The sequence below is a fragment of the Hyphobacterium sp. genome, from assembly GCF_043584775.1.
Lineage (GTDB): Bacteria > Pseudomonadota > Alphaproteobacteria > Caulobacterales > Maricaulaceae > Hyphobacterium.
The window spans coordinates 800,014-820,431 of the sequence record NZ_CP121327.1 but is presented as its reverse complement, the minus strand read 5'-3'; the positions used below and the strand labels follow the sequence as shown (position 1 = coordinate 820,431).

The window sequence follows — 20,418 nt, the reverse complement described above, 5'->3', positions numbered from 1 at the left end:
CGAAATCAAGTAACTGATAGCAAGTGTAACATGAATACGCGATTACTATTCCTTCCGTTCACGCTTCTAATCACAGTCCCGGCTGCAGCTCAGGATGCGTCCTCCCCGCTCTCGCCGCTCTTCGAATGCCGGCAGATCAGTGATGAATCCGCGCGCCTCGCCTGCCTCGATGCGGCCGTTGACGAGCTCTACCAGTCTGAAACAAGCGGTGAAGTCGTGGCGGTGAACCGCTCCGACATTGAAGCTGTGGAAGAGGCAACCTATGGCCTCAACATTCCTGAATTCAGATTGCCAAGCCTGCCTAGTGTCAGCCTGCCCAGCCTGTCGGCCCGCCCCTCATCTGATATTGCGGATGCCGCGCAAGCACGTGACTCCGAATCCGATTCGGCAACGTCCGAACGTCGCGTTGTTCGCAATGAAGAAGGCGACATCACCGGCATTGAAGGCCTTGGCGTGGCAAACCTTGACCGCGATGCCTATGATCGCCTGATCATCACCCTGCAAAATGGCCAGGTCTGGCGGCAGATCGACGATACGCGGGTGCTGATTTCGCGGCGCCAGTCACCGTCGGATATGACCGTCGCGGTGCGCAGCGCCGCCCTCGCCTCACACCAGATGCAATTGAATGGCCGCGGACGCTGGTTCCGCGTAAGCCGTGAAGAATAGTCCGAAGGATTTTCGCAAAATGAGCAAGCGCCTCCCGTTGAGAACCACCATTCTGTCCGCCAGCGCACTGGGACTGATCCTGTCATCCGGCGCTATCGCACAATCGTCCGACCCGATTGACGATATTCTGGTCTGTCAGCGCATCGCCGAGGAAAGCGCGCGCCTGGCTTGCTTCGACGCGGCCGCCGGCCGCCTCACAGAAGAGCGCGAGAATGGCCTGGTGGCGATTTACCGGCAGGATGTCGAGGCGGTAGAGCGCGATTCCTTCGGCTTTGATCTGCCCAGCATGCCGCGCTTGAGCCTGTCGATGTTCGGCAATGGCGGTGGTAATTCACCTGATCCGCTGGATCCCGCTTCGACACCCGAACGCCTCGCCGCCGCAGAGGCCGGCGAGCCGGTCCGCACTGCGCCGACACAATCTGATCCGGATCCGGTTCAGCCCTCCGCTGACGAATCCGGAGACGACTCATCTTCTCGTGGCCTCTTCGCGCGCCTGACAGGCCGCGGTGGTGAGGAATCCTCGCCGCCTCCGGCTGCCACCCAAGGCGAACCGGTCAATGGCGTGCAAGTCGTCGAACGCGACGATGAAGGCGGCGTTGAACGCGTCGTCATGCAGATCGAACGTGTCCGGTCGATGGGATATAATCGAAATCGTTTTTACATGACGAACGGTCAGGTCTGGGACCAGTCCGCAGCCTCGCGCATCAGCTATGATGAAGACGAAACCAATTTCGCCGAAATCCGGCGGGCGTCACTCGACAGCTATCTGATGCAGATCAACGGTCGTGGCCGCGCCATCCGCGTCCACCGTCACCGGTAATCAGCGATCTTTCGGATCGATGGCGTCCCGGACGCCATCGCCGATGAAGTTGAAGCAGAACAGCGTCAGCATCATGGTGGCGGCGGGGACAATCAGCGTCCACGTCGCAATCTGCATGTCCTGGGCGCCAAAGGCGATCAACCGGCCAAGTGAGGTCAACGGCTCCTGAACGCCCAGCCCCAGGAAGCTCAGAAAGCTCTCCGCCAGAATGACCACGGGAATGGTCAGCGTCACATAGACGATCACCGGACCCAGAACGTTCGGAATGATGTGTCGGCGGATAATGGCGAGTCGTCCGACGCCGGCCGCTTCGGCGGCTTCCACAAATTCCATATTCTTGATGGCGATGGTCTGCCCGCGCACGATCCGCGCCATGGTCAGCCATTCCACCGCACCAATGGCGACGAAGATCAGGATGATATTCCGGCCGAAAACGACCATCAGGATGATGACGAAAAAGATGAAAGGCAGGGAGTACAGCACATCGACGATGCGCATCATGACCTGATCGACCCGGCCACCGATAAAGCCCGCCGTTGCGCCCCAGAACACGCCGATCACCAACGATACCAGCGACGCGACAACGCCCACCATCAGGGAGACGCGTAAGCCGATCAGAGTGCGCGCGAAAAGATCCCGCCCCTGCGCATCAGTGCCGAAAATATGCAGATTCTCGAATGTCGGCGCCAGCCAGACGCTTTCGCGATAGATCGTTTCATGGCTATGCGGCCAGACAAAGGGCCCGACCACGGCGATCAAGACCAGAATACCCAGAATGATCATACTGCCGACAGCCGCCTTGTTCCGGAAAAGACGCGCAATGGCATCGTCCCAGAGCGAACGGCCTTCAACTGCGGCCGTTTCGATGGCCGCTGCATTTTTCTCGGATCCAATCGTCGTGTTCATTCGAACTTCACCCGTGGATTCAGCGCCGCATAGACAAGGTCAGCAAGCAGATTGAGAAGTATGATCAGCGAAGCGTAGAGAATGACCACGCCCATGACGACAGTGTAGTCACGCTGCAGAGCGGCCATCACGAACTGACGGCCAATCCCCGGAAGCTGGAAAACCTGCTCGATCACGATCGAGCCTGTCACCAGCGCCGCAGAGGCCGGGCCGATATAACTGACCAGCGGCAATATCGCAGCCCGCAAGGCGTGGCGGAACAGCACGGCCGGGCCCGAAAGGCCCTTGGCGCGCGCCGTCCGGATGTAATTGGACCGCAAAACCTCGATCATGCTGGCTCGCATCAGTCGCGAGACGATGGCGATTTGCGGCAAGGCCAGCGTCACAACCGGCAGTACAAGGCGTTCCGGCGTCATGCCATATCGCGGATCCAGCCCGCCGACGGGCAGCCAACCGAGGCCGATACCGAAGACCAGAGCCAGAATTGGCCCCATCACAAAGGGCGGAATCGTAATGCCGCCCATGGCAAAGCCCATGACGGCAAAGTCCGTGAACTTGTTTTGCCGCAAGGCGGCAAGCGCCCCCATCAGGGAACCGACCATCAGGGCTAACAGGATCGACAAGCCGCCAATCGTGGCACTGACCGGAAAACCTTCGGAAATAATGTCGGAAACGGTCTTGTCGCGAAACCGCAAAGACGGGCCGAGATCGGCCTGCGCCAGATCACCCAGATAGGCGAAATACTGTTCATGCAGCGGGCGATCAAAACCGAAGTGTTCCAGAATATTCTGGCGCACTTCTTCCGGCATCGGCCGTTCGAGATCAAATGGACCACCCGGCGCGGCGCGCATCATGAAGAAAGCGACTGTGATAATGACCAGTAATGTGGGTATGGCGATCAGAAATCGCCGGGCAATGTATCCGAACATATACGTGCTAACCCTGCTTGTATCTGGTCACCGTTTCATGCGGCGCACCGGAATGTCAATCAATAGCCCGCCGCAGTACCAAGCTGCGATCTTCTGAAGCAGCATCGTCTTCCGATGCCGAAAAGGCACTCGGTGCGGCCTGTACAGCGGCAAGGATTAATAGAACCAGAACAGCCCTGCGCAAGCGCGCTGACACAAAATTGATAGCTTGAACCCATCCCGGCATGATACAGACCCGTTTCAACTCGGGGCTTCCCTCGCAAGCTTTGGACCGTTAATCACAATGTAAGTGTGCCCATTCACGGGCGATTTGGACAGGACGCGAGCATGAATAGCGCCTTCTGGTGGTCAGATTGGGCTTACAGGGACGGTGTCGTCTCCGTCAAAAGCACGGGGCACAAACTGCCCTTGCGCCGTAAATTCATTGCCGTCTGCCTGAACTGGCTGGTTTTCTATGTCTGTATGGAAGCCTGGCGTCTGGCCTCGCTGCGCCAACGCGGTCCGCGGATAGCCTTCACCCCGCAAAGGCCCCGCCCCTGGTATTTCATCTGGGCCTGCACGCATGCCATTGGCGGCCGGATCGTCCGCAGTCAGAACAAAGCCGATCTGACCATTTATTTCGAGGACACGACCGCTTCGCCTCCGCCGCAATTGCCGCAAACGGCGGCTCACATGAATTTTGGCTGCTGTGATGTGTCCAAATCCCATGTTGCGGATATTTTCGAGCAGACCTTCGGCTATGGCATCGCGGTCGACCCTTCGAGCTATGTGGGGCCGGTCGTCGAGAAATCGGAAATCAATGGCGCCCATGACGGCCGCGTGCTTCAGGCCCCCTTCGAGCCAAAGTCCGGTTGCGCCTATCAGCGTCTCGTCGACAATCGCTGCGGCGATAATCAGGTGATGGATTATCGCTGCGTCATTGTCGGCCGCGAAATGCCCTTGCTTTTCGTCAAGCGCCGCAAGATCGGAAAACGCTTCACCAACATCAATTGTGATGTGCGGCTGGTGGAAACCTCGGAGACATTCTCCGAGACCGAAACCGCTCAGCTCATCGAATTTGCCGCGCGCATGGGTCTGGAATGGGGCGCAATGGATGTGCTGCGGGACCAGATGGATGGCCGCCTCTATGTTGTGGACGTCAACAAGACGAATATCGACCCACCGATTGCCATGCCGCTCAAGGACAAGCTCAAAGCCACGTCGCGGGTTTCAAAATCCTTGAAAACCTTTGTGGATGCCCGCGCTCAGGGATAGAGGCGGTTCGTTGTCCATCCCGCGTCCGAACGATCAAACACAAGCCGGTCATGAAGCCGGAAGGGGCGGTCTCTCCAGAATTCGAAATGGACGGGCGCAAGCCTGAATCCGGACCAGTGTTCCGGGCGCGGCACGCTGCCAACCCCGAAGCGGGCCGCCGTCTTTGCCACCGCCTTCTCCAGCGCAAAGCGGCTTTCAAGCGGGCGGGATTGTTTTGACGCCCAGGCCCCGATCCGGCTGTCGCGGGCGCGGGAGGCGAAATAGGCATCCGCTTCTTCGTCGGAAACCGGTGTCACAGAACCGCGCAGGCGGACCTGGCGGCGAAGACTCTTCCAGTGAAAACAGAGCGCGGCTTGCGGGTTGGCGCTGATTTGCAGCCCCTTGGCGCTTTCCAGATTGGTATAGAAAACAAAGCCCTCGGTATCGAAATCCTTCAAAAGCACCATGCGGACATCCGGCAGGCCGGTCGCGTCTGCGGTCGCAAGTGCCATGGCGTTCGGATCATTGGGTTCCTTGACCTTGGCATCGGCAAACCAGTCGGCAAACAGAGCGAACGGGTCCTCCCGGTCGAAGATTTCGGCGGCATTGGCATTTGCGGTGGCCTGATACTCCTTGGCACTGGGGGATCGGGGAATATCGCTCGTTTTCCGGGTCATGATCTCAGCTCCTCGCTGCAAATGGATATAGGCGCTTCCGCCGCGTCAACCAATCAGGAACCTTCATCAACTTACGTTGCGCAATATGTGGGGATCTGATCCGGATATTGCGCGTGCGCTTGATGTGTTGGGGCTGCCCCCCGATGCCTCCATGGCGGAAGCCAAGTCGGCCTTTCGGCAAATCGCCAAACGCCTCCATCCCGACCATACGGCGCCCACGCCGGAAACCCTGTCCCGGCTGGCGGACGCTATCCACGCCATCCGGGCGCTGGAGAAATGCGACACGCTGGAGGTCGAACTGGCTCTGTCGACGGACGATGCCCGGGACGGCGTGACGCGGACCGTGACCCATCGCGGCCGGAGCGGTGTCTTTCGCATCCTGCCGGGCACGACGGCCGGCACGCGCATTGCCGCGATCGGCGATCCGGCATTTGCAATCGTGATCCGTATCGAGACGCAGACACAGGCCCATGAATCATCAGGAAATGCCGGCTTGCACCGCTTCGTAGATGACTTCGTCAAGGGCTCGCCCACGGCTCGTCTGGCTGGCTGGCTGCGAAAGGCCCGCTCGGCCGCGTGACGCTGCCGCCCGACTGATCTAGCTTGAGGCCGGAAAGAACGGGCCAACCCATGTCGAACAACACATTCGGACGATTATTCCGCGTCACTACCTGGGGCGAAAGCCACGGACCGGCGCTCGGTGCCATTGTGGATGGTTGCCCGGCCGGTCTGCGTCTCGATGAAGGCATGATCCAGCCCTGGCTGGATAAACGCCGCCCGGGCTCCAGCCGCCATGTCTCTCCCCGGCAGGAAGCTGATCGGGTTCAAATCCTGTCCGGAACGTTTTCGGACGACCGCACGAATGGCCCGGTGACCACAGGCGCACCGATTTCCCTGCTGATCGAAAATACCGACGCCCGGTCAAAGGATTATTCCGATATTCGCGATAAGTGGCGGCCGGGTCATGCCGACTACACCTATGACGCCAAATACGGGATTCGCGATTATCGCGGGGGTGGCCGGTCTTCCGCGCGGGAAACCGCAGCACGCGTCGCGGCAGGGGCGATTGCCCGCCAGATTCTGGGACCGGATATTCTGATTCGCGGCGCGCTCATTCAGCTGGGGACTGAGCCCGTCGACTGCTCCGCATGGGACTGGGATGAGATCGACCGCAATCCGTTTTTCTCGCCCGATGCCAATATCGTTGAAACCTGGGAAGCCCATCTCGACCAGCTGCGCCGGGACGGATCGTCAACGGGCGCCATCGTCGAACTGAACGTCAGCGGCCTTCCTGCCGGATGGGGCGAGCCGGTTTATGGAAAACTGGATGCCGAGCTCGCCGGAGCCATGATGTCCATCCCTGCCGCCAAGGGCGTGGAAATCGGCGCGGGCTTTGCCGCAGCCGCCATGCGCGGCGAAGAGGCGGCTGATGAAATGCGCGCGGGGGAAAACGGTCCCGAATTTTCGAGCAATCACAATGGCGGCGTTCTCGGCGGCATTTCAACGGGACAGGATCTGGTCCTGCGTATCGCCATCAAGCCGACCTCGTCGATCCGGACCGAGCGCAAGACGCTCGACCGGGATTTCAACGAGACCACCATTTCGACCAAAGGACGCCATGATCCCTGTGTGGGCATTCGGGCCGTCCCTGTTGCCGAGGCCATGGCCGCCATCGTTCTGGCCGATCAGATGCTCCGTCACAGAGGGCAGATGGGCTAACCTGAACCGGACGTTCATATTAGCGTCATGACGGCTTCGTTAACCTTGTGGCAATGGGTCGCCCCTGTGCGGCTTATCCGAAAGGAGAAGCAATCCATGCTTACAATCAGATTATCTTCGCTGGCCTTCGCAACGACGCTCGCCATTGCAGCGGTGGCTTCCATTGAAGCCCCTCGAGCCGAGGCTCTTGTTCAACAGACAGACGCGCCCCTTCTGGGCGCATCGCTCGATTCATCCCAGGACATCACACTCGCGCAGAATGATGGCCGGCGTGGTGGCCGGGGTGATGGTGCGCGCGGCGGCCGCGGTGGCGGCGATGGCGCTCGGGGCGGTCGCGGCGAAGGGGCCCGCGGCGGACGTGGCGGGCGCAATAATGACGGCGCACGCGGCGGACGGCGCGGCGGCGCAGTCATGCCCAACGAATCCGGCGGCAGGCGGACGGCAACAGCTCCCACAAATACCGGCGGCCGAGGTGACGGTGCGCGCAGTGGCCGTGGCGGCGGAGCCTATACAGGTTCCGGTGGACGCGGCGGCCGGGGCGATGGTGCCCGCGGTGGCCGGGGTGGCGGAACCTATACCGGCACCGGCGGACGCGGTGGTCGCGGCGATGGTGCCCGCGGCGGACGTGGCGGCGGAACCTATACGGGTTCTGGTGGACGTGGCGGCCGCAATGATGGCGCTCGCGGCGGCCGTGGAGGCCGGAACGACACCTATCGCGGTGGACGCGGAGGTCGCAACGATACCTATCGCGGTGGGCGCGGTGGCCGGAATGATACCTATCGCGGCGGCCGCACCGGCCGCAATGATGGCGCACGCGCCGGTCGCGGCGGTGCCTATCGCGACGGTTGGCGTGATGGCCGCACAGGCAATCGCAACGGCATTCGCGATCAACGCAATGGACGCGGTGATGCCTATAATCGCGGCGTAAGAGATGGCCGGGGTGCCCGCATCAACCGCCATAATGGCTATCGCGGTGGACACACCTTCCGGGATTCCCGAGGCTCGTATCGCCGTGGCTATGTCAATGGCCGCCTGGATGCCCGCCGCTATTACAGCAGCTATCGCCGTCCGGTTCGCAATAACTGGCGCTATCATGCCCGTTATTATGATCGCGGTTATAACAGCTATAATTACCATTATTATGATCGCGGATGCCGGGCCAATGGTGATCAGGTTCTGGCAGGAGCCATTCTCGGTGCCCTGTTCGGCGTCGCCGTGGCGGATGATGACGCAGCCGGTGCATTGGTCGGTGGCTTCTTCGGCGCGGGCCTTGGGTCTGCCCTGAACTCCTGCGACCGCGGACAGCTGCACTATGCCGTGAGCTATTCGTTCTCGAACAATAGCCCCTACTACTGGCACAACCCCTATTCGGGTGTTCGCGGCGTGGTTTATGCCCGCGACTACTACACGGTCGGCAATCGTCGTTGCCGCTGGGGTGATGCGGAGATCTACATGCCGGATGGCAGCTTTGTGATCGACGAAGTGCGCATGTGCCAGGATGCTTATGGCCGCTGGCAGGTCGCAAACTACCAGTAAGCCTTAACTCACGGCGAACAGAGAACCGGCTCCTGAACAGGGGCCGGTTTTTTGTTCATCCTGGGCTCATCCGGTGTGGCATAGGTTTTGATCAGAAGGTCAGACAGACTGGCCTCGGAAATGGAGTTTTATCATGATCGGTTTTCGTACACTGCTCGTTTCAGCCGCATCGGTGATGGTGCTCGTCCCGGCGGCTCAGGCTCAGTCGCAATATCAGTCCCAGGCCGAGTGTGAGTCCAATCGTCAGGGCCGCCAGGTGGCCGGTGCGATCGTCGGGGCCATTCTCGGTGGCGTGATTGGCGCGGAAATCGAGGATGAGATCGATGATCGCGACAGCTATCGCGGCCGGGGATACCGGGGTCATCGCGGTCACCGCGGCCATCGTGGTTATCGCGGACGTGGCGGCCATCGCTATAACGAGCGTCATGAGAATGACGTCGCCGTTGTCGCCGGTGCCGGTCTTGGCGCTCTCGTTGGCGCGGGCGTCGCAGGCGGACAGCCTTGCGAGCCGGACTACAACAACCGCAATGCCGGTTATTACAACAATGATTATGGCTATCAGGACCCGTATTACGACAACGGATATAACAATTCCGGCTATACCGATAACGGGTATTATGACGATGGCTATTATCAGGACGGCTATGCCGACAACAATTACGGCAATGATCCCTACTATGGCAGCACGACCCAGTACGGAAATGAAGGCCTCGCCGGCGCGCCCGTCACCTCAGGCCGCGTGTATCAGGCGGGCACGCCCCAGACCGGGAATTGCCGCTGGATGACGACCCGCAGCCAGAACCAATACGGCACAGTTACGGCGAATGACGTCTATATGTGTCAGGGCGTCGATAATATCTGGCGTCCGGCGCAATAGCGCTAACCCTTTCGGGCGTGGACGAGGAATTCGCGGTTTCCGTCCCCGCCCGCAATCGGGCTATCGGTCACACCGCGAATCTCAAAGCCGTGCCGGCCATTCAGCCAGATCCGGAAACGTTCCAGCGCCGCCCCCAGGGCGGCATTGTCCTTTACCAGCCCGCCTTTGCCAACATGCAAACGTCCGACCTCGAATTGCGGCTTGAACAGAGCGACCAGATCACAGCGCTCGGCCGCCAATGAGAGCGGCGTCTCGATCACTTTCGCCAGACCGATAAAGCTGGCATCGCAGGTGATGATCTCCGGCGGTGCCGGTAGACTTTCCGCCGTCAGATCGCGCGCGTCAGTCTGTTCCAGAGACGTCACCCGTTCGTCCTGCCGGAGCGTGGAATGAAGCTGGCCCGTCCCGACATCCACACCGGTCACATGGCGCGCTCCCGCTTCCAGCAGAACCTCGATAAAGCCGCCGGTCGACGCCCCGACATCCAGACAGGTCTTGCCCGCGACATCGACCTCAAACTCATCCAGAGCGCCTTTCAGTTTGAGCGCCGCGCGGCTGACATAGGGGTGGAGTTTTTCGGCTGAAATCACGGCACCTTCGGCAACCGGGAAGGACGCCTTGCGAACAATCCGGCCGTCGACCAGGACCTTGCCGGCCTCAATCGCCGCACGCGCCTGCGCCCGGCTGTCAAATTGTCCGCTTGAGACGAGATGGACGTCCAGCCGGGCCTTGCTCACGGCCTTATTGGGCAGCGCCGATGACGGCGGCAGCCTCATCCTCGCGTCCGAGCGCGTCGAGCACGCAGCTGACGATGTGCGGCGATGTCAGGCCGGCTTCGGCATACATCGCATCCGGCGTGTCCTGATCCTGGAAGATATCCGGCAGGGTCATCGTGCGGATCTTGAGCCCGGCATCGAGCGCCCCGCGATCCGCCAGCATATGCAGCACGAAAGCCCCGAAACCGCCGCGCGCGCCTTCCTCGATGGTGATCAGGACTTCATGCTCGCGCGCCAGACGCAGGATCAATTCCTCGTCCAGCGGCTTGGCAAAACGGGCATCGGCCACCGTTGCCGACAGGCCCCGGGCGGCGAGATCATCCGCTGCCTTGAGTGTTTCCTGTAAGCGGCCACCCAGTGACAGAAGCGCAATATGGCTGCCTTCCCGGACAATTCGGCCCTTGCCGATTTCAAGCGGTTCGGCGTTCTCGGGAATATCAATGCCTATGCCCGACCCGCGCGGATAACGGAAACCGCTGGGACCATCATCAATGGCAACCGAGGTCGCCACCATGCGCGCCAACTCGGCCTCATCAGAGGCCGCCATCAGCACAAAGCCCGGCAGCGCCCCCAGATACCCGATATCGAAGGCACCGGCATGCGTCGCGCCATCCGCGCCCACCAGACCGGCCCGGTCAATCGCAAAGCGGACCGGCAGCTTCTGGATCGCCACATCGTGGACAACCTGATCATAACCGCGTTGCAGGAAGGTCGAATAAATGGCCGCAAAGGGCTTCATCCCCGCCGCCGCCAGTCCCGCTGCGAAGGTCACGGCATGCTGTTCAGCAATGCCGACATCGAAGGTCCGGTCGGGGAAGGCCTCACCGAACAGGTCCAGCCCGGTGCCGCCGGGCATGGCAGCCGTAATGGCGCAAATGCGGTCATCGCGCTTTGCTTCCCGGATCAGCGACTGGGCAAAGACTTTGGTAAAGCTTGGCGGGCCACCGGCTGATTTCTTCTGCTCTCCGGTGACGACGTTGAATTTCGCCACACCGTGATACTTGTCGTCAGATGCTTCGGCAGGCGCATAACCCTTGCCTTTCTGCGTGACGACATGAACCAGAACCGGGCCGCGATCAAAATCCTTCACATTGTTCAAAACCTGGGTCAGCGCCTCCAGATCATGGCCGTCAATCGGGCCGACATAGTAAAAGCCCATCTCCTCGAACAATGTGCCGCCCACGGCCATGCCGTGCGCATATTCCTCGGCTTTGCGGATGGTTTTTTCCAGGCCAACCGCCTTCGCCATCGCCTTGCCCACCTTTCGGAAGGAGCGATAGCCGCGTGAGGAGACGAGATTCGCGAAATAATGGCTCATCGCCCCGACAGGTGGCGCAATCGACATGTCATTATCATTGAGAATAACGACCATGCGCTTGGCCATGGCGCCGGCATTGTTCATGGCTTCATAGGCCATGCCGGCCGACATCGCGCCATCGCCAATGACCGCAATCACATTGCTGTCTTCGTCTTTCAGATCACGCGCCACGGCAAAGCCGAGCCCGGCGGAAATGGACGTGGAAGCATGGGCTGCACCGAACGGATCATATTCGCTTTCCGAGCGCTTGGTGAAACCGGACAGGCCGCCACCCTGACGCAGCGTGCGGATACGGTCGCGGCGGCCGGTCAGAATTTTATGCGGATAGCATTGATGGCCGACATCCCAGATCAGAACGTCTTTCGGTGTGTCGAAGACGTGATGCAAAGCCACAGTCAGCTCGACCACTCCCAGGCCCGCCCCCAGATGCCCGCCAGTGGTCGAGACCGCATCAATCGTCTCGGTCCGCAATTCATCGGCCAGACGGGTCAGGCTGGCGAGATCCATATCCTTCATGTCTGCCGGTGAGGACACAAGATCGAGGGTGGGAGTTTCAGAGGCCATCAGCTTTCGCTTTCAGTTCTTCAAGAGCGCCGTTCAAGCACATAATCGGCCGCGCGTCGCAAAAGGTTCGCACTTTCACCGAAAGGTTCAAGGTGATCCTTCGCTTGCGCGGCAAGACGACGCGCCCTGTCTCGCGCACCATCAAGGCCAAGAATGGTCACAAAAGTGGCCTTGCCTTGATCATCGTCCTTGCCCACGGCCTTTCCGGTTTCATCGGCATCGCCTTCGGCATCCAGCAAATCATCGCGAATCTGGAAGGCCAGACCGATATCATGCGCATAGCCTTCCAGCGCCCGCCGGACATCTGCCCCGGCCCCAGCCAGGATAGCGCCCGCTTCTGCCGAAAACGCGATAAGGGCACCGGTCTTCATGCGCTGCATGCGCGTGATCACATTGATGTCGGCCTTGGCACGATCCGCGCTCATGTCAATCATCTGACCGCCGACCATACCGCGCGCGCCCGAACAGGCCGCAAGGCGCGCGATCAATTCAACGCGGCGCGCCGAGCTCGCATCCGTATCCGGGCTCGCCAGAAGCTCGAAGGCAAAGGTCTGCAAGGCATCGCCCGCAAGCACAGCCGTCGCCTCGTCATATTCCTTGTGCACCGTCGGACGGCCACGGCGGACATCGTCATCATCCATGCACGGCAGATCGTCGTGGATGAGCGAATAGGCGTGGATGCACTCGATCGCCGTGGCGACGCGCAAGAGGCCGCGCTCATCAGCGCCAACAATCCGGCCGGCCTCGATGGTAATGAACGGGCGCAGCCGCTTTCCGGGCCCCAGCGCCGCATATCGCATGGCCGACAAAAGTGCTGATTCCGGTCCGTTGGCGCGCGGCAGCAAGGCGTCCATGGCCACGGTGACGCGATCAGCGGTCTCCGCCAGAAGGGCGCGAAAATCGTCCATCAGGTCAGACCGGCATCTTCCGTTTTCATCTGGCCGTTATCATCCAGAACGATTTTCTCGACTTTGAGCTCGGCTTCGCGCAGCTTTTTCTCGCAATGGGCTTTCAGGGCTGCGCCGCGTTCATAGATCGCGATGGATTTTTCCAGCTCGACATCACCGGATTCAAGCTGCTGGACGATGGCTTCAAGTTCGGCCAGCGCCGCTTCAAAGCTCATTGTGTCGATAGCGGTTGGTGTATCGGACATATCGTCCTCCCGGGTTCAGTCATCAAACTAGGCGGGCGGCCGGCCCGCGGCAATCAGATACGGCTCAGTCGCAGCGCTCATAACGGCGGCTGGACCAATAGGTATCGCCTCCATCCTGAACGCATTTCCAGCCGCGGCGGCGAAGGGGCGGACGCAGCATCCGGTTAAACCAGCCATGCGCGCACAGGACAACCGGTCCATTCTGGGCAGCAATGACCAGCTTGTCAGCGGCGCGTTCCGCCCGCAGCTCGGCCTCGCGCCGTGTCTCCAGACCGCGCGCTGCACCGAACCACCACCAGATGCGCGCATAGACGCCCCAGGTGCCGGGTTTCAGCGTGCCGATCATCTGCGGCGGCGGCAAAGGCGCCTCCACGAAATCAGGATCAATCACCAGCCGCCGATTCGGAGCGGCGGCGCGCGCCGTTTCAATCGCGCGCGGCAAGGAGCTGCTGAACACCACGGACGCCTCGGCTGCAGCATTCACAAGCAATTCGGGCGGGGTCTGGCCGGGCGCGAGCCCTGCCGCATCATAGCCCTTCCACCAATGCTCATAGCCTTGCCAGTCAATACGCACCGTCCGGTCAGCATCGGGCTGTCCGTGACGGGCGATTGTGATGGAGCCGGGCTGCGGCTTTTCATGGGAAAGGGTCTCAGCCATAAAGTCCGTGGTTCGGGGCGTGACAGGGCTGCCGACCGGCTCCCCTAGCCCCTCGACAGTGTTTCGGTGAATGCGGCCGCCGAACGGCCCAACGCTCCGTTGTCGTAACCGCCCTCAAGGCAACACACAAGCCGCGAAGATGCCGTTTTGCGCGCCAAATCGCACAGCCGCGACGCCGCCCAGATATAATCGCTCTCATCGAGAAGGATACCGCCGAGCGGGTCCGCCCTGTGTCCGTCAAACCCGGCGGAGACAAATATGAATTCCGGCGCGAAAGCCTCGACTTTCGGTAAAAGATCGGCCTCCATCCGCGCGCGCCAGACCTCACCGCCACAACCGGCAGCCACCGGCACATTCACGACATTGCCATTGAGTCCCGTTTCATCCTCCATCCCGGTGCCGGGATAGAGCGGCGACTCATGGATGGACGCGAACATGACGCGCGGCTCGCTTTCCGCGAGATCCTGCGAGCCATTCCCATGATGCACATCGATATCGATGATGGCGACGCGGGACAGGCCATGATGTTCCAGCGCGTGCATGGCAGCTACACCAGCATTGTTGAACAGGCAAAAGCCCATAGGCCGGTCGCGCTCGGCGTGATGACCGGGCGGGCGCGTCGCGCAGAAGGCCGCCTCCCCCTCGCCGTCCATGATCATGTCCACCGCCTGCACCGCAGCCCCGGCCCCGCGCAGGGCCGCATTCAGCGACCCGCGGCACATGAAGGTATCAAAGTCGAAGCCGTGAAAGGCTTCATGATCGGCCGGTTCGCCATTGAACACGGCATCGACATGGCGGGGCGTGTGCATCCGCCCGACTTCTTCTCGGGTCGCAGCCCGTGCCTGAATACGATCGAGCCCGGCCAGTGACGGCGTATCCGCCATCGCATCCAGAACCGCCCGCAAGCGCGGCGGGTTTTCAAAATGCGGCGGCGGGACGCGATGATCGAAACCCGCATCGGAGGTCAGGATGAGTGTCTTCATCCCCCCGATCTAGACCGATGACGCTCCGGCGGGAAGGTGTCAGATATGCCGGTTCTGAAAATCCTGCACACGCGACGGCAGGATAACGAGGCTCGGCATGAATTCGCTGTAATTGCAGGTCAGCTCCTCACCCTTGCGGATCGCCCGCCGGGCAAAACCATCACCATCCGCGCGAAACTCGATTGAGGCATCATCGCTATGGTTCAGAAAGCGGGAGTGATCGCCGTCGAGCAGATACCCGCCCAGCCCGGCATCGAAATAGGCATAACGCTCGATGAAGCGCTGAAAGACGGGCGAGGCCCGGTCCAGCTCTTCGGGGGTCACCACCCGGTCGATGGAGATGTCGAGTGTCCAGACGCGTGCGCCTTTCCGGACCGGTTCGGCCGCAAACACGCCAACGCCCTCGATCAGGCTGGGACCGGCAAAAGTATCAATGAGCAACATGGGTCGAAAACGCCAATACAGCCTGCGTCGACAGGCTGGAAAGACAAGCGAATCTACCGATCCGCAGAGTACGACGCTCCAACGCCCATAATGGGAGTTTTACGAAAAACGCAATTCACATTTTTCGCCAGACCGGTCAGTGTGTCAGCGACACATTCATGATGTTGACGCCATCCGGCGCCGGGGGATTTTCCGGCACGAAAAAGTCCGGCAGCAATTCCTCGCCCGGCGAGACCGAATACTGGTCCAGATCGGTAATGCCTTCGGACACCAGGAAGCTGTCATCGATCAGGAAATTGCCCGTGAACTCGGACGCCGGCTTGTTCAGCACATGATAAGCTGTGTCGGCCAGAATCTCCGGCTTGCGGCAATTCTTGAAGGCTTCTGTACCCGCCAGCACATTGGCGATGGCGGCGGTGGCGACGGCGGTGCGCGGCCAGATGGCGTTCGCGGCGATCTTGCCCTTGAACTCGCCAGCCCAGCCCAGAATGCACAGGCTCATACCGTATTTCGCCGAGGTGTAAGCCACGTGCGGGGCGAACCATTGCTCGCGCATGTCGAGCGGCGGCGACAGCGCCAGAATGTGCGGGTTTTCGTGCCGCCGAAGTGATCGACCGTGTTGGCCACGGCCTGCTCGACATTCTCCCCATCGCGGATATCGACCACCAGCGGCAAGGCCTTGCCGCCCGCCTTCTCGATCGCCTCGGCCGCGGTGTAGATCGTGCCTTCCAGCTTCGGATGAGGATCGGCGGTCTTGGCGGCCACGACAATATTCGCCCCGTCGCGTGCGCAGCGCTCGGCGATTGCGAGGCCAATGCCCCGGCTCGCACCGGTAATGAAAATCGTTTTTCCTTCAAGCGACATGGCGCTCTCCTTCGCGTGATTTCGCTATTCCGCAACGCGGCCGATTATGTGACTGACAGGGACAAAGCCGTATCCACCCCGCGAGCTTGGCACGCGGCTATCTATGGCATTATCGCGATTGTCACCCAACACAAAAACAAAGCCCTCGGACACTCTAAAGGGGCCTGCATCGTCGAGGAGGGATTCATCATTTTCCTCAAGAATGTCGACTGTGGTGCCGTCTTGATAAACTTCCTGATACCGAACCAAATCGCGCGGGCGGCGTCCAGACGATGTCAGCGTGAGTGTACCGGCCTCAGTTCGCTCAACCTGAGCTCCGTCCACCACGACCCGTCCAGCGGAAAGCTCAACGACCTCTTCTGGCAGACCAATGACCCTTCCGACGACGCTTCGCTCGATTTCCTCTGACCAGAAAATGATCACGTCGCCTCTCTCAGGCGGTCTCGCGAACAGCCGGAACTGCATACCGCCGCTCCAGCGTCGACCTATTCCGAATGCAAGTGACTGGTTTGAAAAACCGTAGGCGATCTTGTTGACCGAAACGAGGTCACCAGCTTCGATGCCAGGCATCATGTTTGCCGAAGGCAACCGGTAAGCTGCCCAACAGGAGAAGATAGCCAAAACCCCGACGAGGCTGAATACAACAAGCGCCGAGACCAAGCGTATCATCAAAGCCCTCCTAGGGACTGACTAGTATTGCAAGCCACGCCAGACGCGGCCGGTCGGACAATAGAGCCCATCCTCACGACGGCAACGATTCAGCGTGAACATGACGGTCTCAGCCCGGCCGACAACCTCCGTCAATTCAATATAGCCCGGACCTCCGCTTTGCGGATATTGCGGATTGGGCGCCACGCGGCTGTCGGTCGAGCTGTCGCGATTATCGCCCATCACGAAAATCTCTCCTGCCGGCACGCGGAAGGGACCGGCATTGTCCAGCGGATGGGAATCCGAGCGCTCGTAAATATCGTGCATCACACCGTTTGGCAGCGTCTCCACATAGGCATCAACGGTCACCGGCTGGCGCCCGCGATGATCAATATAGGTGCGTTGCCCGATTGGCTCGCGTTCAACCCTCTCGCCATTGATAAACAGGCGGCCGTTCTGGACCATGATCACATCGCCCGGCAGGCCGATGACGCGCTTGATCAGATTGCGGCGGGTTTCCGGAACCCGGAAAACAATGACATCGCCGCGCTCGGGATCCCGCGGGAAAATCCGCGTCTCCAGATTGTCCGGCAGATAATAGCCCAGACCCAGCGGCAGCGAATGACGCGAATAGCCATAGGCCCATTTGGACACCAGCACCCGGTCCCCGACCTCCAGTGAAGGCTGCATGCTTTCAGATGGAATGTGAAACGGCGCAAACAGGAAGGTGATAATCGTCAGCCACACCCCGGCTACACCAGCAAAAAAACGAATTGTATCCATGACTTCACCGGCCGCATTTCCGGCCAGCCTTTTTATTGTCGACATCACTTGAGCTTTACCGCCGTTCCATAGGCCAGAATTTCAGATGACCCTTCCATAATGGCCGAGGTCGAGAAACGAAAGCTGATGATGGCGTCAGCGCCCATTTCTTGCGCATTTTTAAGCATCCGCGCATAGGCCTCGGAGCGGGATTTTTCCAGCAATTCGGAGTATTCATTCACTTCGCCGCCAATGAGATTGCGGAGCGACGCAAAAATATCGCGAACGAAAAACCGTGCCTTGACGACGCTGCCGCGGCAAATGCCCAGAATTTCTCCAACTTCCCGGCCGGGAATCTCATGCGCCATGGTTACGGGAAGGGTCATGATGAACTTTCTTTATCGGCGCTCGTCCGTTCCTCGACGGCGGTGAGGAAGACCAGCGCAATGCCGGCGGACGGGATGATGGCAAGGATGAGCCATAATATCGACCAGGGAAAGGCAAGTATCCAGTCAGAAAGCCGGGCAATCGTGATGGCAATCGCCAGCGCGATGGCGCCTCCGAATACCAGCCCGTATCCGAGCCGCAAGCGGGTCTGAATGCGCTGCATGGGGGATTGCCTCCGTCGGACCTTTTCTGGTCATATTTCTATGGTGCGTTGCTCCGGCAACGAAAACAAGCCTTTAAAGGTATGTCAGACGATTGAGGCGCAGATGAAAAATGTCACTCCCCAACCCACCGCGACCGAAAATTCCGATGATCGGCTGATCGCCGGTATCGGATATGTCCTGTTTCTGGTCGGCCCCACCAATCTGGTGACGATGATTATCGCCGCCGTCATCGCCTATATGCGGCGGGACAAGGCGCCAGAATGGATTGCCACCCACTATGAGTTCCAGCTTCGCACCCTGATTTATGCGGCGGCACTGCTCGTCGTTTCGATCATCTGTGCGGTGACCGTCATCCTGTTGCCGGTTGCGATTCTCATCTGGGCGCTCTGGTCGATCTGGGTCATCGTCCGCGTCATTGTCGGCCTGATCCGTCTGGTTGATGGACGTCCCAATCCGGACCCGACAACCTTCTGGGTCTAGGCGCCCAGAGCAACGTCATCCGCCAGAACCGCCATGCCGGACTGGATACCCGCCAGTGCGGCCGGAGCTGTGCTCAGAACCGTCTCGGCGAAATGCCGGGCCAGGGTGATCTTGCCATGAGCGAAAGCCGGATCACCCTCGGCGTTTTTCAAGCGCCGCTGCGCTGAAACCGCGCCGACACACAAGAGCCAGCCCCCGGTGACATCGCCCGCCAGTTTCAGGAAGGCGGTCGCACCCGCCAGCACATCCGAGCGATCCCGCCCGGACGCGGTCGCCCATTTGGCCGCCGCTTCGAGCGCATCCGCAGCCGGTCCCAAGCGCTTGGCCAGTTTCGGCAATTCCGGATTGGACGAAGTCGCGCAATCTTCCACGGTCTGACGAATGTCCGCCAGCAATTCCCGCATCGGCGCGCCGCCGGCCATGGAGATCTTGCGGCCGATCAGATCCATCGCCTGGATGCCATTCGTGCCTTCATAAATGGGCGCAATCCGCGCATCCCGGTAATGCTGTGCGGCACCGGTTTCCTCGATAAAGCCCATCCCGCCATGTATCTGGATACCGAGCGAGGCAACCTCCACCCCGACATCGGTCGCCCAGGCTTTTGATATCGGCGTCAGCAATTCCTCGCGGCGTTTGGAATAGGCGCGGTCTTCTTCATCGGGTTCGAATTCCGCCTCGTCGGCAGAGACCGCGCAATTATAGCAAATCGCGCGTGCCGCCTCGATCTTGGCTTTCATCGTGGTCAGCATCTGGCGCACGTCCGGGTGGTGGATGATGGCATGCGGTCCATCACCTTCCGCGCCGGGCGCGCGGCCCTGCTTGCGCTCCATTGCGTAGGCCAATGCCTGTTGATAGGCGCGCTCGGCAATGCCGACACCTTGCACACCAACGGCGAGACGCGCGGCATTCATCATGATGAACATGGCCGCCATGCCGCCAAATTCCTCACCGATCAGCCAGCCCTTTGCGCCGGACATTTCCATCACGCAGGTCGGGCTGCCATGAATGCCCAGCTTGTGTTCGAGGCCGATGGCCTGGATCGCATTGCGCTCGCCCAGCGAGCCGTCCTCATTCACCAGGAATTTCGGAATGACGAAAAGCGAAATGCCTTTTGTCCCGGCCGGACCATCCGGCGTGCGCGCCAACACGGTGTGGATGATATTCTCGGCGCAATCATGCTCGCCCCACGTGATGTAGATTTTCTGGCCGGTAATCGCCCAGCTGCCATCGCCATTGGGTTCGGCCTTGGTTCGCAGCGCACCGACATCGGAACCCGCCTGTGGTTCAGTCAGCTGCATGGTCGCTGACCATTCCCCGGTCAGCAATTTCGGCAGATACATCGCCTTTTGTTCGTCGGAGCCTTTCGCGATCAGCGCCTCAATGGCCCCGAAGGTCAGCATCGGCCCGAGACTGAACGCCATATTGGCCGATTGAAGCGTCTCCATGACAGCCGCGCCAAGAACACGTGGCAAGCCCATTCCACCCACCTCGGTCGGAAATTGCAGGCCCTGCCAGCCGCCCTCCACGAACTGGGCATAGGCTTCCTTGATACCCTTTGGCGTAGTCACAACGCCATTCTCCAGCGTGCAACCTTCCAGATCTCCGGGCCGGTTCAGCGGCGCGAGCACATCGCCGGAAAACTTTCCGGCCTCTTCAAGGATCGCGGCGGTCAGGTCAGAGGAAAGTTCCGGAAAGGCCCCCGTCGCCTTCAGCCCGTCCATGACGGCGATTTCTTCCAACGCAAAGCGAATGTCATCTATTGGTGCGCGATACATGGCCGGTCCCTCAGCTATT

Annotated in this window: 23 protein-coding genes and 1 pseudogene; 8 read left to right on the top strand and 16 right to left on the bottom strand. The window is 60.4% G+C overall.

Annotated features, from left to right (window positions below; all coding sequences use genetic code 11):
* Nucleotides 1-30: 30 nt before the first annotated feature.
* Entirely contained in the window at nt 31-666 is a 636-nt protein-coding gene (locus P0D52_RS03960; RefSeq protein WP_394694144.1) for a hypothetical protein, read from the top strand.
* Between the two features lie 19 nt (nt 667-685).
* Nucleotides 686-1,486 carry a hypothetical protein gene (locus P0D52_RS03955; RefSeq protein WP_394694143.1) on the top strand — a complete coding sequence of 267 codons (801 nt, stop codon included), beginning with the start codon at nt 686-688 and terminating at the stop codon, nt 1,484-1,486.
* Here the strand turns inward: P0D52_RS03955 and P0D52_RS03950 are convergent, their stop codons facing one another.
* Nucleotides 1,487-2,392 (bottom strand): ABC transporter permease, encoded by a 906-nt coding sequence (locus tag P0D52_RS03950; protein WP_394694142.1) that lies wholly within the window; start codon nt 2,390-2,392, stop codon nt 1,487-1,489.
* Nucleotides 2,389-3,321 (bottom strand): ABC transporter permease, encoded by a 933-nt coding sequence (locus tag P0D52_RS03945; RefSeq protein ID WP_394694141.1) that lies wholly within the window; start codon nt 3,319-3,321, stop codon nt 2,389-2,391. Before P0D52_RS03945 ends, P0D52_RS03950 begins: the two co-directional genes overlap by 4 nt.
* 327 nt (nt 3,322-3,648) lie before the next feature.
* Here P0D52_RS03945 and P0D52_RS03940 point away from each other — a divergent pair, with 327 nt between their 5' ends.
* Nucleotides 3,649-4,575: a hypothetical protein gene (locus P0D52_RS03940; RefSeq protein ID WP_394694140.1), complete on the top strand. Its 927-nt coding sequence runs from the start codon at nt 3,649-3,651 to the stop codon at nt 4,573-4,575.
* Here P0D52_RS03940 and pdxH read toward each other — a convergent pair.
* Nucleotides 4,566-5,231, bottom strand: a complete 666-nt coding sequence (gene pdxH / locus P0D52_RS03935; protein WP_394694139.1) for a pyridoxamine 5'-phosphate oxidase — start codon at nt 5,229-5,231, stop codon at nt 4,566-4,568. The two genes, P0D52_RS03940 and pdxH, sit on opposite strands and share 10 nt — an antisense overlap.
* Nucleotides 5,232-5,316: 85 nt before the next feature.
* Between pdxH and P0D52_RS03930 the strand changes: the two genes are divergently transcribed.
* The 4 genes from P0D52_RS03930 (at nt 5,317) to P0D52_RS03915 (ending at nt 9,363) form a co-directional block, all read left to right on the top strand.
* Nucleotides 5,317-5,811, top strand: coding sequence for a DnaJ domain-containing protein (locus tag P0D52_RS03930; protein WP_394694138.1), 495 nt, complete (start codon nt 5,317-5,319; stop codon nt 5,809-5,811).
* A 50-nt stretch (nt 5,812-5,861) separates the two neighbouring features.
* A complete protein-coding gene (aroC, locus tag P0D52_RS03925; protein WP_394694137.1) occupies nt 5,862-6,950 on the top strand; it encodes a chorismate synthase in 1,089 nt (362 codons plus the stop codon).
* A 96-nt stretch (nt 6,951-7,046) separates the two neighbouring features.
* A complete protein-coding gene (locus tag P0D52_RS03920) occupies nt 7,047-8,486 on the top strand; it encodes a hypothetical protein (protein ID WP_394694136.1) in 1,440 nt (479 codons plus the stop codon).
* 133 nt (nt 8,487-8,619) lie between these two features.
* Nucleotides 8,620-9,363, top strand: a complete 744-nt coding sequence (locus P0D52_RS03915; protein WP_394694135.1) for a hypothetical protein — start codon at nt 8,620-8,622, stop codon at nt 9,361-9,363.
* Between the two features lie 2 nt (nt 9,364-9,365).
* Here the strand turns inward: P0D52_RS03915 and P0D52_RS03910 are convergent, their stop codons facing one another.
* From P0D52_RS03910 to P0D52_RS03855, 12 genes and pseudogenes are all read right to left on the bottom strand, one after another.
* Nucleotides 9,366-10,100 (bottom strand): TlyA family RNA methyltransferase, encoded by a 735-nt coding sequence (locus P0D52_RS03910; protein ID WP_394694134.1) that lies wholly within the window; start codon nt 10,098-10,100, stop codon nt 9,366-9,368.
* A 4-nt stretch (nt 10,101-10,104) separates the two neighbouring features.
* Nucleotides 10,105-12,021, bottom strand: coding sequence for a 1-deoxy-D-xylulose-5-phosphate synthase (dxs, locus tag P0D52_RS03905; RefSeq protein ID WP_394694133.1), 1,917 nt, complete (start codon nt 12,019-12,021; stop codon nt 10,105-10,107).
* 20 nt (nt 12,022-12,041) lie between these two features.
* Nucleotides 12,042-12,929 (bottom strand): polyprenyl synthetase family protein, encoded by an 888-nt coding sequence (locus P0D52_RS03900; RefSeq protein WP_394694132.1) that lies wholly within the window; start codon nt 12,927-12,929, stop codon nt 12,042-12,044.
* Nucleotides 12,929-13,174 carry an exodeoxyribonuclease VII small subunit gene (locus P0D52_RS03895; protein WP_394694131.1) on the bottom strand — a complete coding sequence of 82 codons (246 nt, stop codon included), beginning with the start codon at nt 13,172-13,174 and terminating at the stop codon, nt 12,929-12,931. Before P0D52_RS03895 ends, P0D52_RS03900 begins: the two co-directional genes overlap by 1 nt.
* Nucleotides 13,175-13,238: 64 nt before the next feature.
* The gene (locus P0D52_RS03890; RefSeq protein WP_394694130.1) at nt 13,239-13,832 is read right to left on the bottom strand and encodes a histidine phosphatase family protein; all 594 of its coding nucleotides are present in this window, start codon (nt 13,830-13,832) and stop codon (nt 13,239-13,241) included.
* 44 nt (nt 13,833-13,876) lie between these two features.
* A complete protein-coding gene (locus P0D52_RS03885) occupies nt 13,877-14,815 on the bottom strand; it encodes a histone deacetylase family protein (protein ID WP_394694129.1) in 939 nt (312 codons plus the stop codon).
* A gap of 39 nt (nt 14,816-14,854) precedes the next feature.
* Nucleotides 14,855-15,259 carry an SET domain-containing protein gene (locus P0D52_RS03880; protein WP_394694128.1) on the bottom strand — a complete coding sequence of 135 codons (405 nt, stop codon included), beginning with the start codon at nt 15,257-15,259 and terminating at the stop codon, nt 14,855-14,857.
* A 136-nt stretch (nt 15,260-15,395) separates the two neighbouring features.
* Nucleotides 15,396-16,123 (bottom strand): annotated as a pseudogene (locus P0D52_RS03875) (SDR family NAD(P)-dependent oxidoreductase).
* A gap of 24 nt (nt 16,124-16,147) precedes the next feature.
* Nucleotides 16,148-16,792 (bottom strand): signal peptidase I, encoded by a 645-nt coding sequence (lepB, locus tag P0D52_RS03870; protein WP_394694127.1) that lies wholly within the window; start codon nt 16,790-16,792, stop codon nt 16,148-16,150.
* Nucleotides 16,793-16,813: 21 nt separating this feature from the next.
* Complete coding sequence (lepB, locus tag P0D52_RS03865; RefSeq protein WP_394694126.1) at nt 16,814-17,599, bottom strand: signal peptidase I; 786 nt, start codon at nt 17,597-17,599, stop codon at nt 16,814-16,816.
* The gene (locus P0D52_RS03860) at nt 17,599-17,919 is read right to left on the bottom strand and encodes a YbjQ family protein (protein ID WP_394694125.1); all 321 of its coding nucleotides are present in this window, start codon (nt 17,917-17,919) and stop codon (nt 17,599-17,601) included. Before P0D52_RS03860 ends, lepB (P0D52_RS03865) begins: the two co-directional genes overlap by 1 nt.
* Nucleotides 17,916-18,143, bottom strand: coding sequence for a hypothetical protein (locus P0D52_RS03855; RefSeq protein WP_394694124.1), 228 nt, complete (start codon nt 18,141-18,143; stop codon nt 17,916-17,918). The genes P0D52_RS03860 and P0D52_RS03855 overlap by 4 nt, the downstream gene beginning before the upstream one ends.
* Nucleotides 18,144-18,246: 103 nt before the next feature.
* Between P0D52_RS03855 and P0D52_RS03850 the strand changes: the two genes are divergently transcribed.
* Complete coding sequence (locus P0D52_RS03850; protein WP_394694123.1) at nt 18,247-18,624, top strand: hypothetical protein; 378 nt, start codon at nt 18,247-18,249, stop codon at nt 18,622-18,624.
* On the opposite strand, the gene P0D52_RS03845 is transcribed toward P0D52_RS03850, so the two are convergent.
* Nucleotides 18,621-20,399 (bottom strand): acyl-CoA dehydrogenase, encoded by a 1,779-nt coding sequence (locus P0D52_RS03845; protein WP_394694122.1) that lies wholly within the window; start codon nt 20,397-20,399, stop codon nt 18,621-18,623. The genes P0D52_RS03850 and P0D52_RS03845 overlap by 4 nt on opposite strands.
* Nucleotides 20,400-20,418 lie beyond the last annotated feature (19 nt).

What these genes read in the sequence shown, in the direction of transcription:
- P0D52_RS03960 (WP_394694144.1), top strand. Translation starts at nt 31, where the DNA reads ATGAATACGCGATTACTATTCCTTCCGTTCACGCTTCTAATCACAGTC.
- P0D52_RS03955 (WP_394694143.1), top strand. Translation starts at nt 686, where the DNA reads ATGAGCAAGCGCCTCCCGTTGAGAACCACCATTCTGTCCGCCAGCGCA.
- P0D52_RS03950 (WP_394694142.1), bottom strand. Translation starts at nt 2,392, where the DNA reads ATGAACACGACGATTGGATCCGAGAAAAATGCAGCGGCCATCGAAACG.
- P0D52_RS03945 (WP_394694141.1), bottom strand. Translation starts at nt 3,321, where the DNA reads ATGTTCGGATACATTGCCCGGCGATTTCTGATCGCCATACCCACATTA.
- P0D52_RS03940 (WP_394694140.1), top strand. Translation starts at nt 3,649, where the DNA reads ATGAATAGCGCCTTCTGGTGGTCAGATTGGGCTTACAGGGACGGTGTC.
- pdxH (WP_394694139.1), bottom strand. Translation starts at nt 5,231, where the DNA reads ATGACCCGGAAAACGAGCGATATTCCCCGATCCCCCAGTGCCAAGGAG.
- P0D52_RS03930 (WP_394694138.1), top strand. Translation starts at nt 5,317, where the DNA reads ATGTGGGGATCTGATCCGGATATTGCGCGTGCGCTTGATGTGTTGGGG.
- aroC (WP_394694137.1), top strand. Translation starts at nt 5,862, where the DNA reads ATGTCGAACAACACATTCGGACGATTATTCCGCGTCACTACCTGGGGC.
- P0D52_RS03920 (WP_394694136.1), top strand. Translation starts at nt 7,047, where the DNA reads ATGCTTACAATCAGATTATCTTCGCTGGCCTTCGCAACGACGCTCGCC.
- P0D52_RS03915 (WP_394694135.1), top strand. Translation starts at nt 8,620, where the DNA reads ATGATCGGTTTTCGTACACTGCTCGTTTCAGCCGCATCGGTGATGGTG.
- dxs (WP_394694133.1), bottom strand. Translation starts at nt 12,021, where the DNA reads ATGGCCTCTGAAACTCCCACCCTCGATCTTGTGTCCTCACCGGCAGAC.
- P0D52_RS03900 (WP_394694132.1), bottom strand. Translation starts at nt 12,929, where the DNA reads ATGGACGATTTTCGCGCCCTTCTGGCGGAGACCGCTGATCGCGTCACC.
- P0D52_RS03895 (WP_394694131.1), bottom strand. Translation starts at nt 13,174, where the DNA reads ATGTCCGATACACCAACCGCTATCGACACAATGAGCTTTGAAGCGGCG.
- P0D52_RS03890 (WP_394694130.1), bottom strand. Translation starts at nt 13,832, where the DNA reads ATGGCTGAGACCCTTTCCCATGAAAAGCCGCAGCCCGGCTCCATCACA.
- P0D52_RS03885 (WP_394694129.1), bottom strand. Translation starts at nt 14,815, where the DNA reads ATGAAGACACTCATCCTGACCTCCGATGCGGGTTTCGATCATCGCGTC.
- P0D52_RS03880 (WP_394694128.1), bottom strand. Translation starts at nt 15,259, where the DNA reads ATGTTGCTCATTGATACTTTTGCCGGTCCCAGCCTGATCGAGGGCGTT.
- lepB (WP_394694127.1), bottom strand. Translation starts at nt 16,792, where the DNA reads ATGATACGCTTGGTCTCGGCGCTTGTTGTATTCAGCCTCGTCGGGGTT.
- lepB (WP_394694126.1), bottom strand. Translation starts at nt 17,599, where the DNA reads ATGTCGACAATAAAAAGGCTGGCCGGAAATGCGGCCGGTGAAGTCATG.
- P0D52_RS03860 (WP_394694125.1), bottom strand. Translation starts at nt 17,919, where the DNA reads ATGACCCTTCCCGTAACCATGGCGCATGAGATTCCCGGCCGGGAAGTT.
- P0D52_RS03855 (WP_394694124.1), bottom strand. Translation starts at nt 18,143, where the DNA reads ATGCAGCGCATTCAGACCCGCTTGCGGCTCGGATACGGGCTGGTATTC.
- P0D52_RS03850 (WP_394694123.1), top strand. Translation starts at nt 18,247, where the DNA reads ATGAAAAATGTCACTCCCCAACCCACCGCGACCGAAAATTCCGATGAT.
- P0D52_RS03845 (WP_394694122.1), bottom strand. Translation starts at nt 20,399, where the DNA reads ATGTATCGCGCACCAATAGATGACATTCGCTTTGCGTTGGAAGAAATC.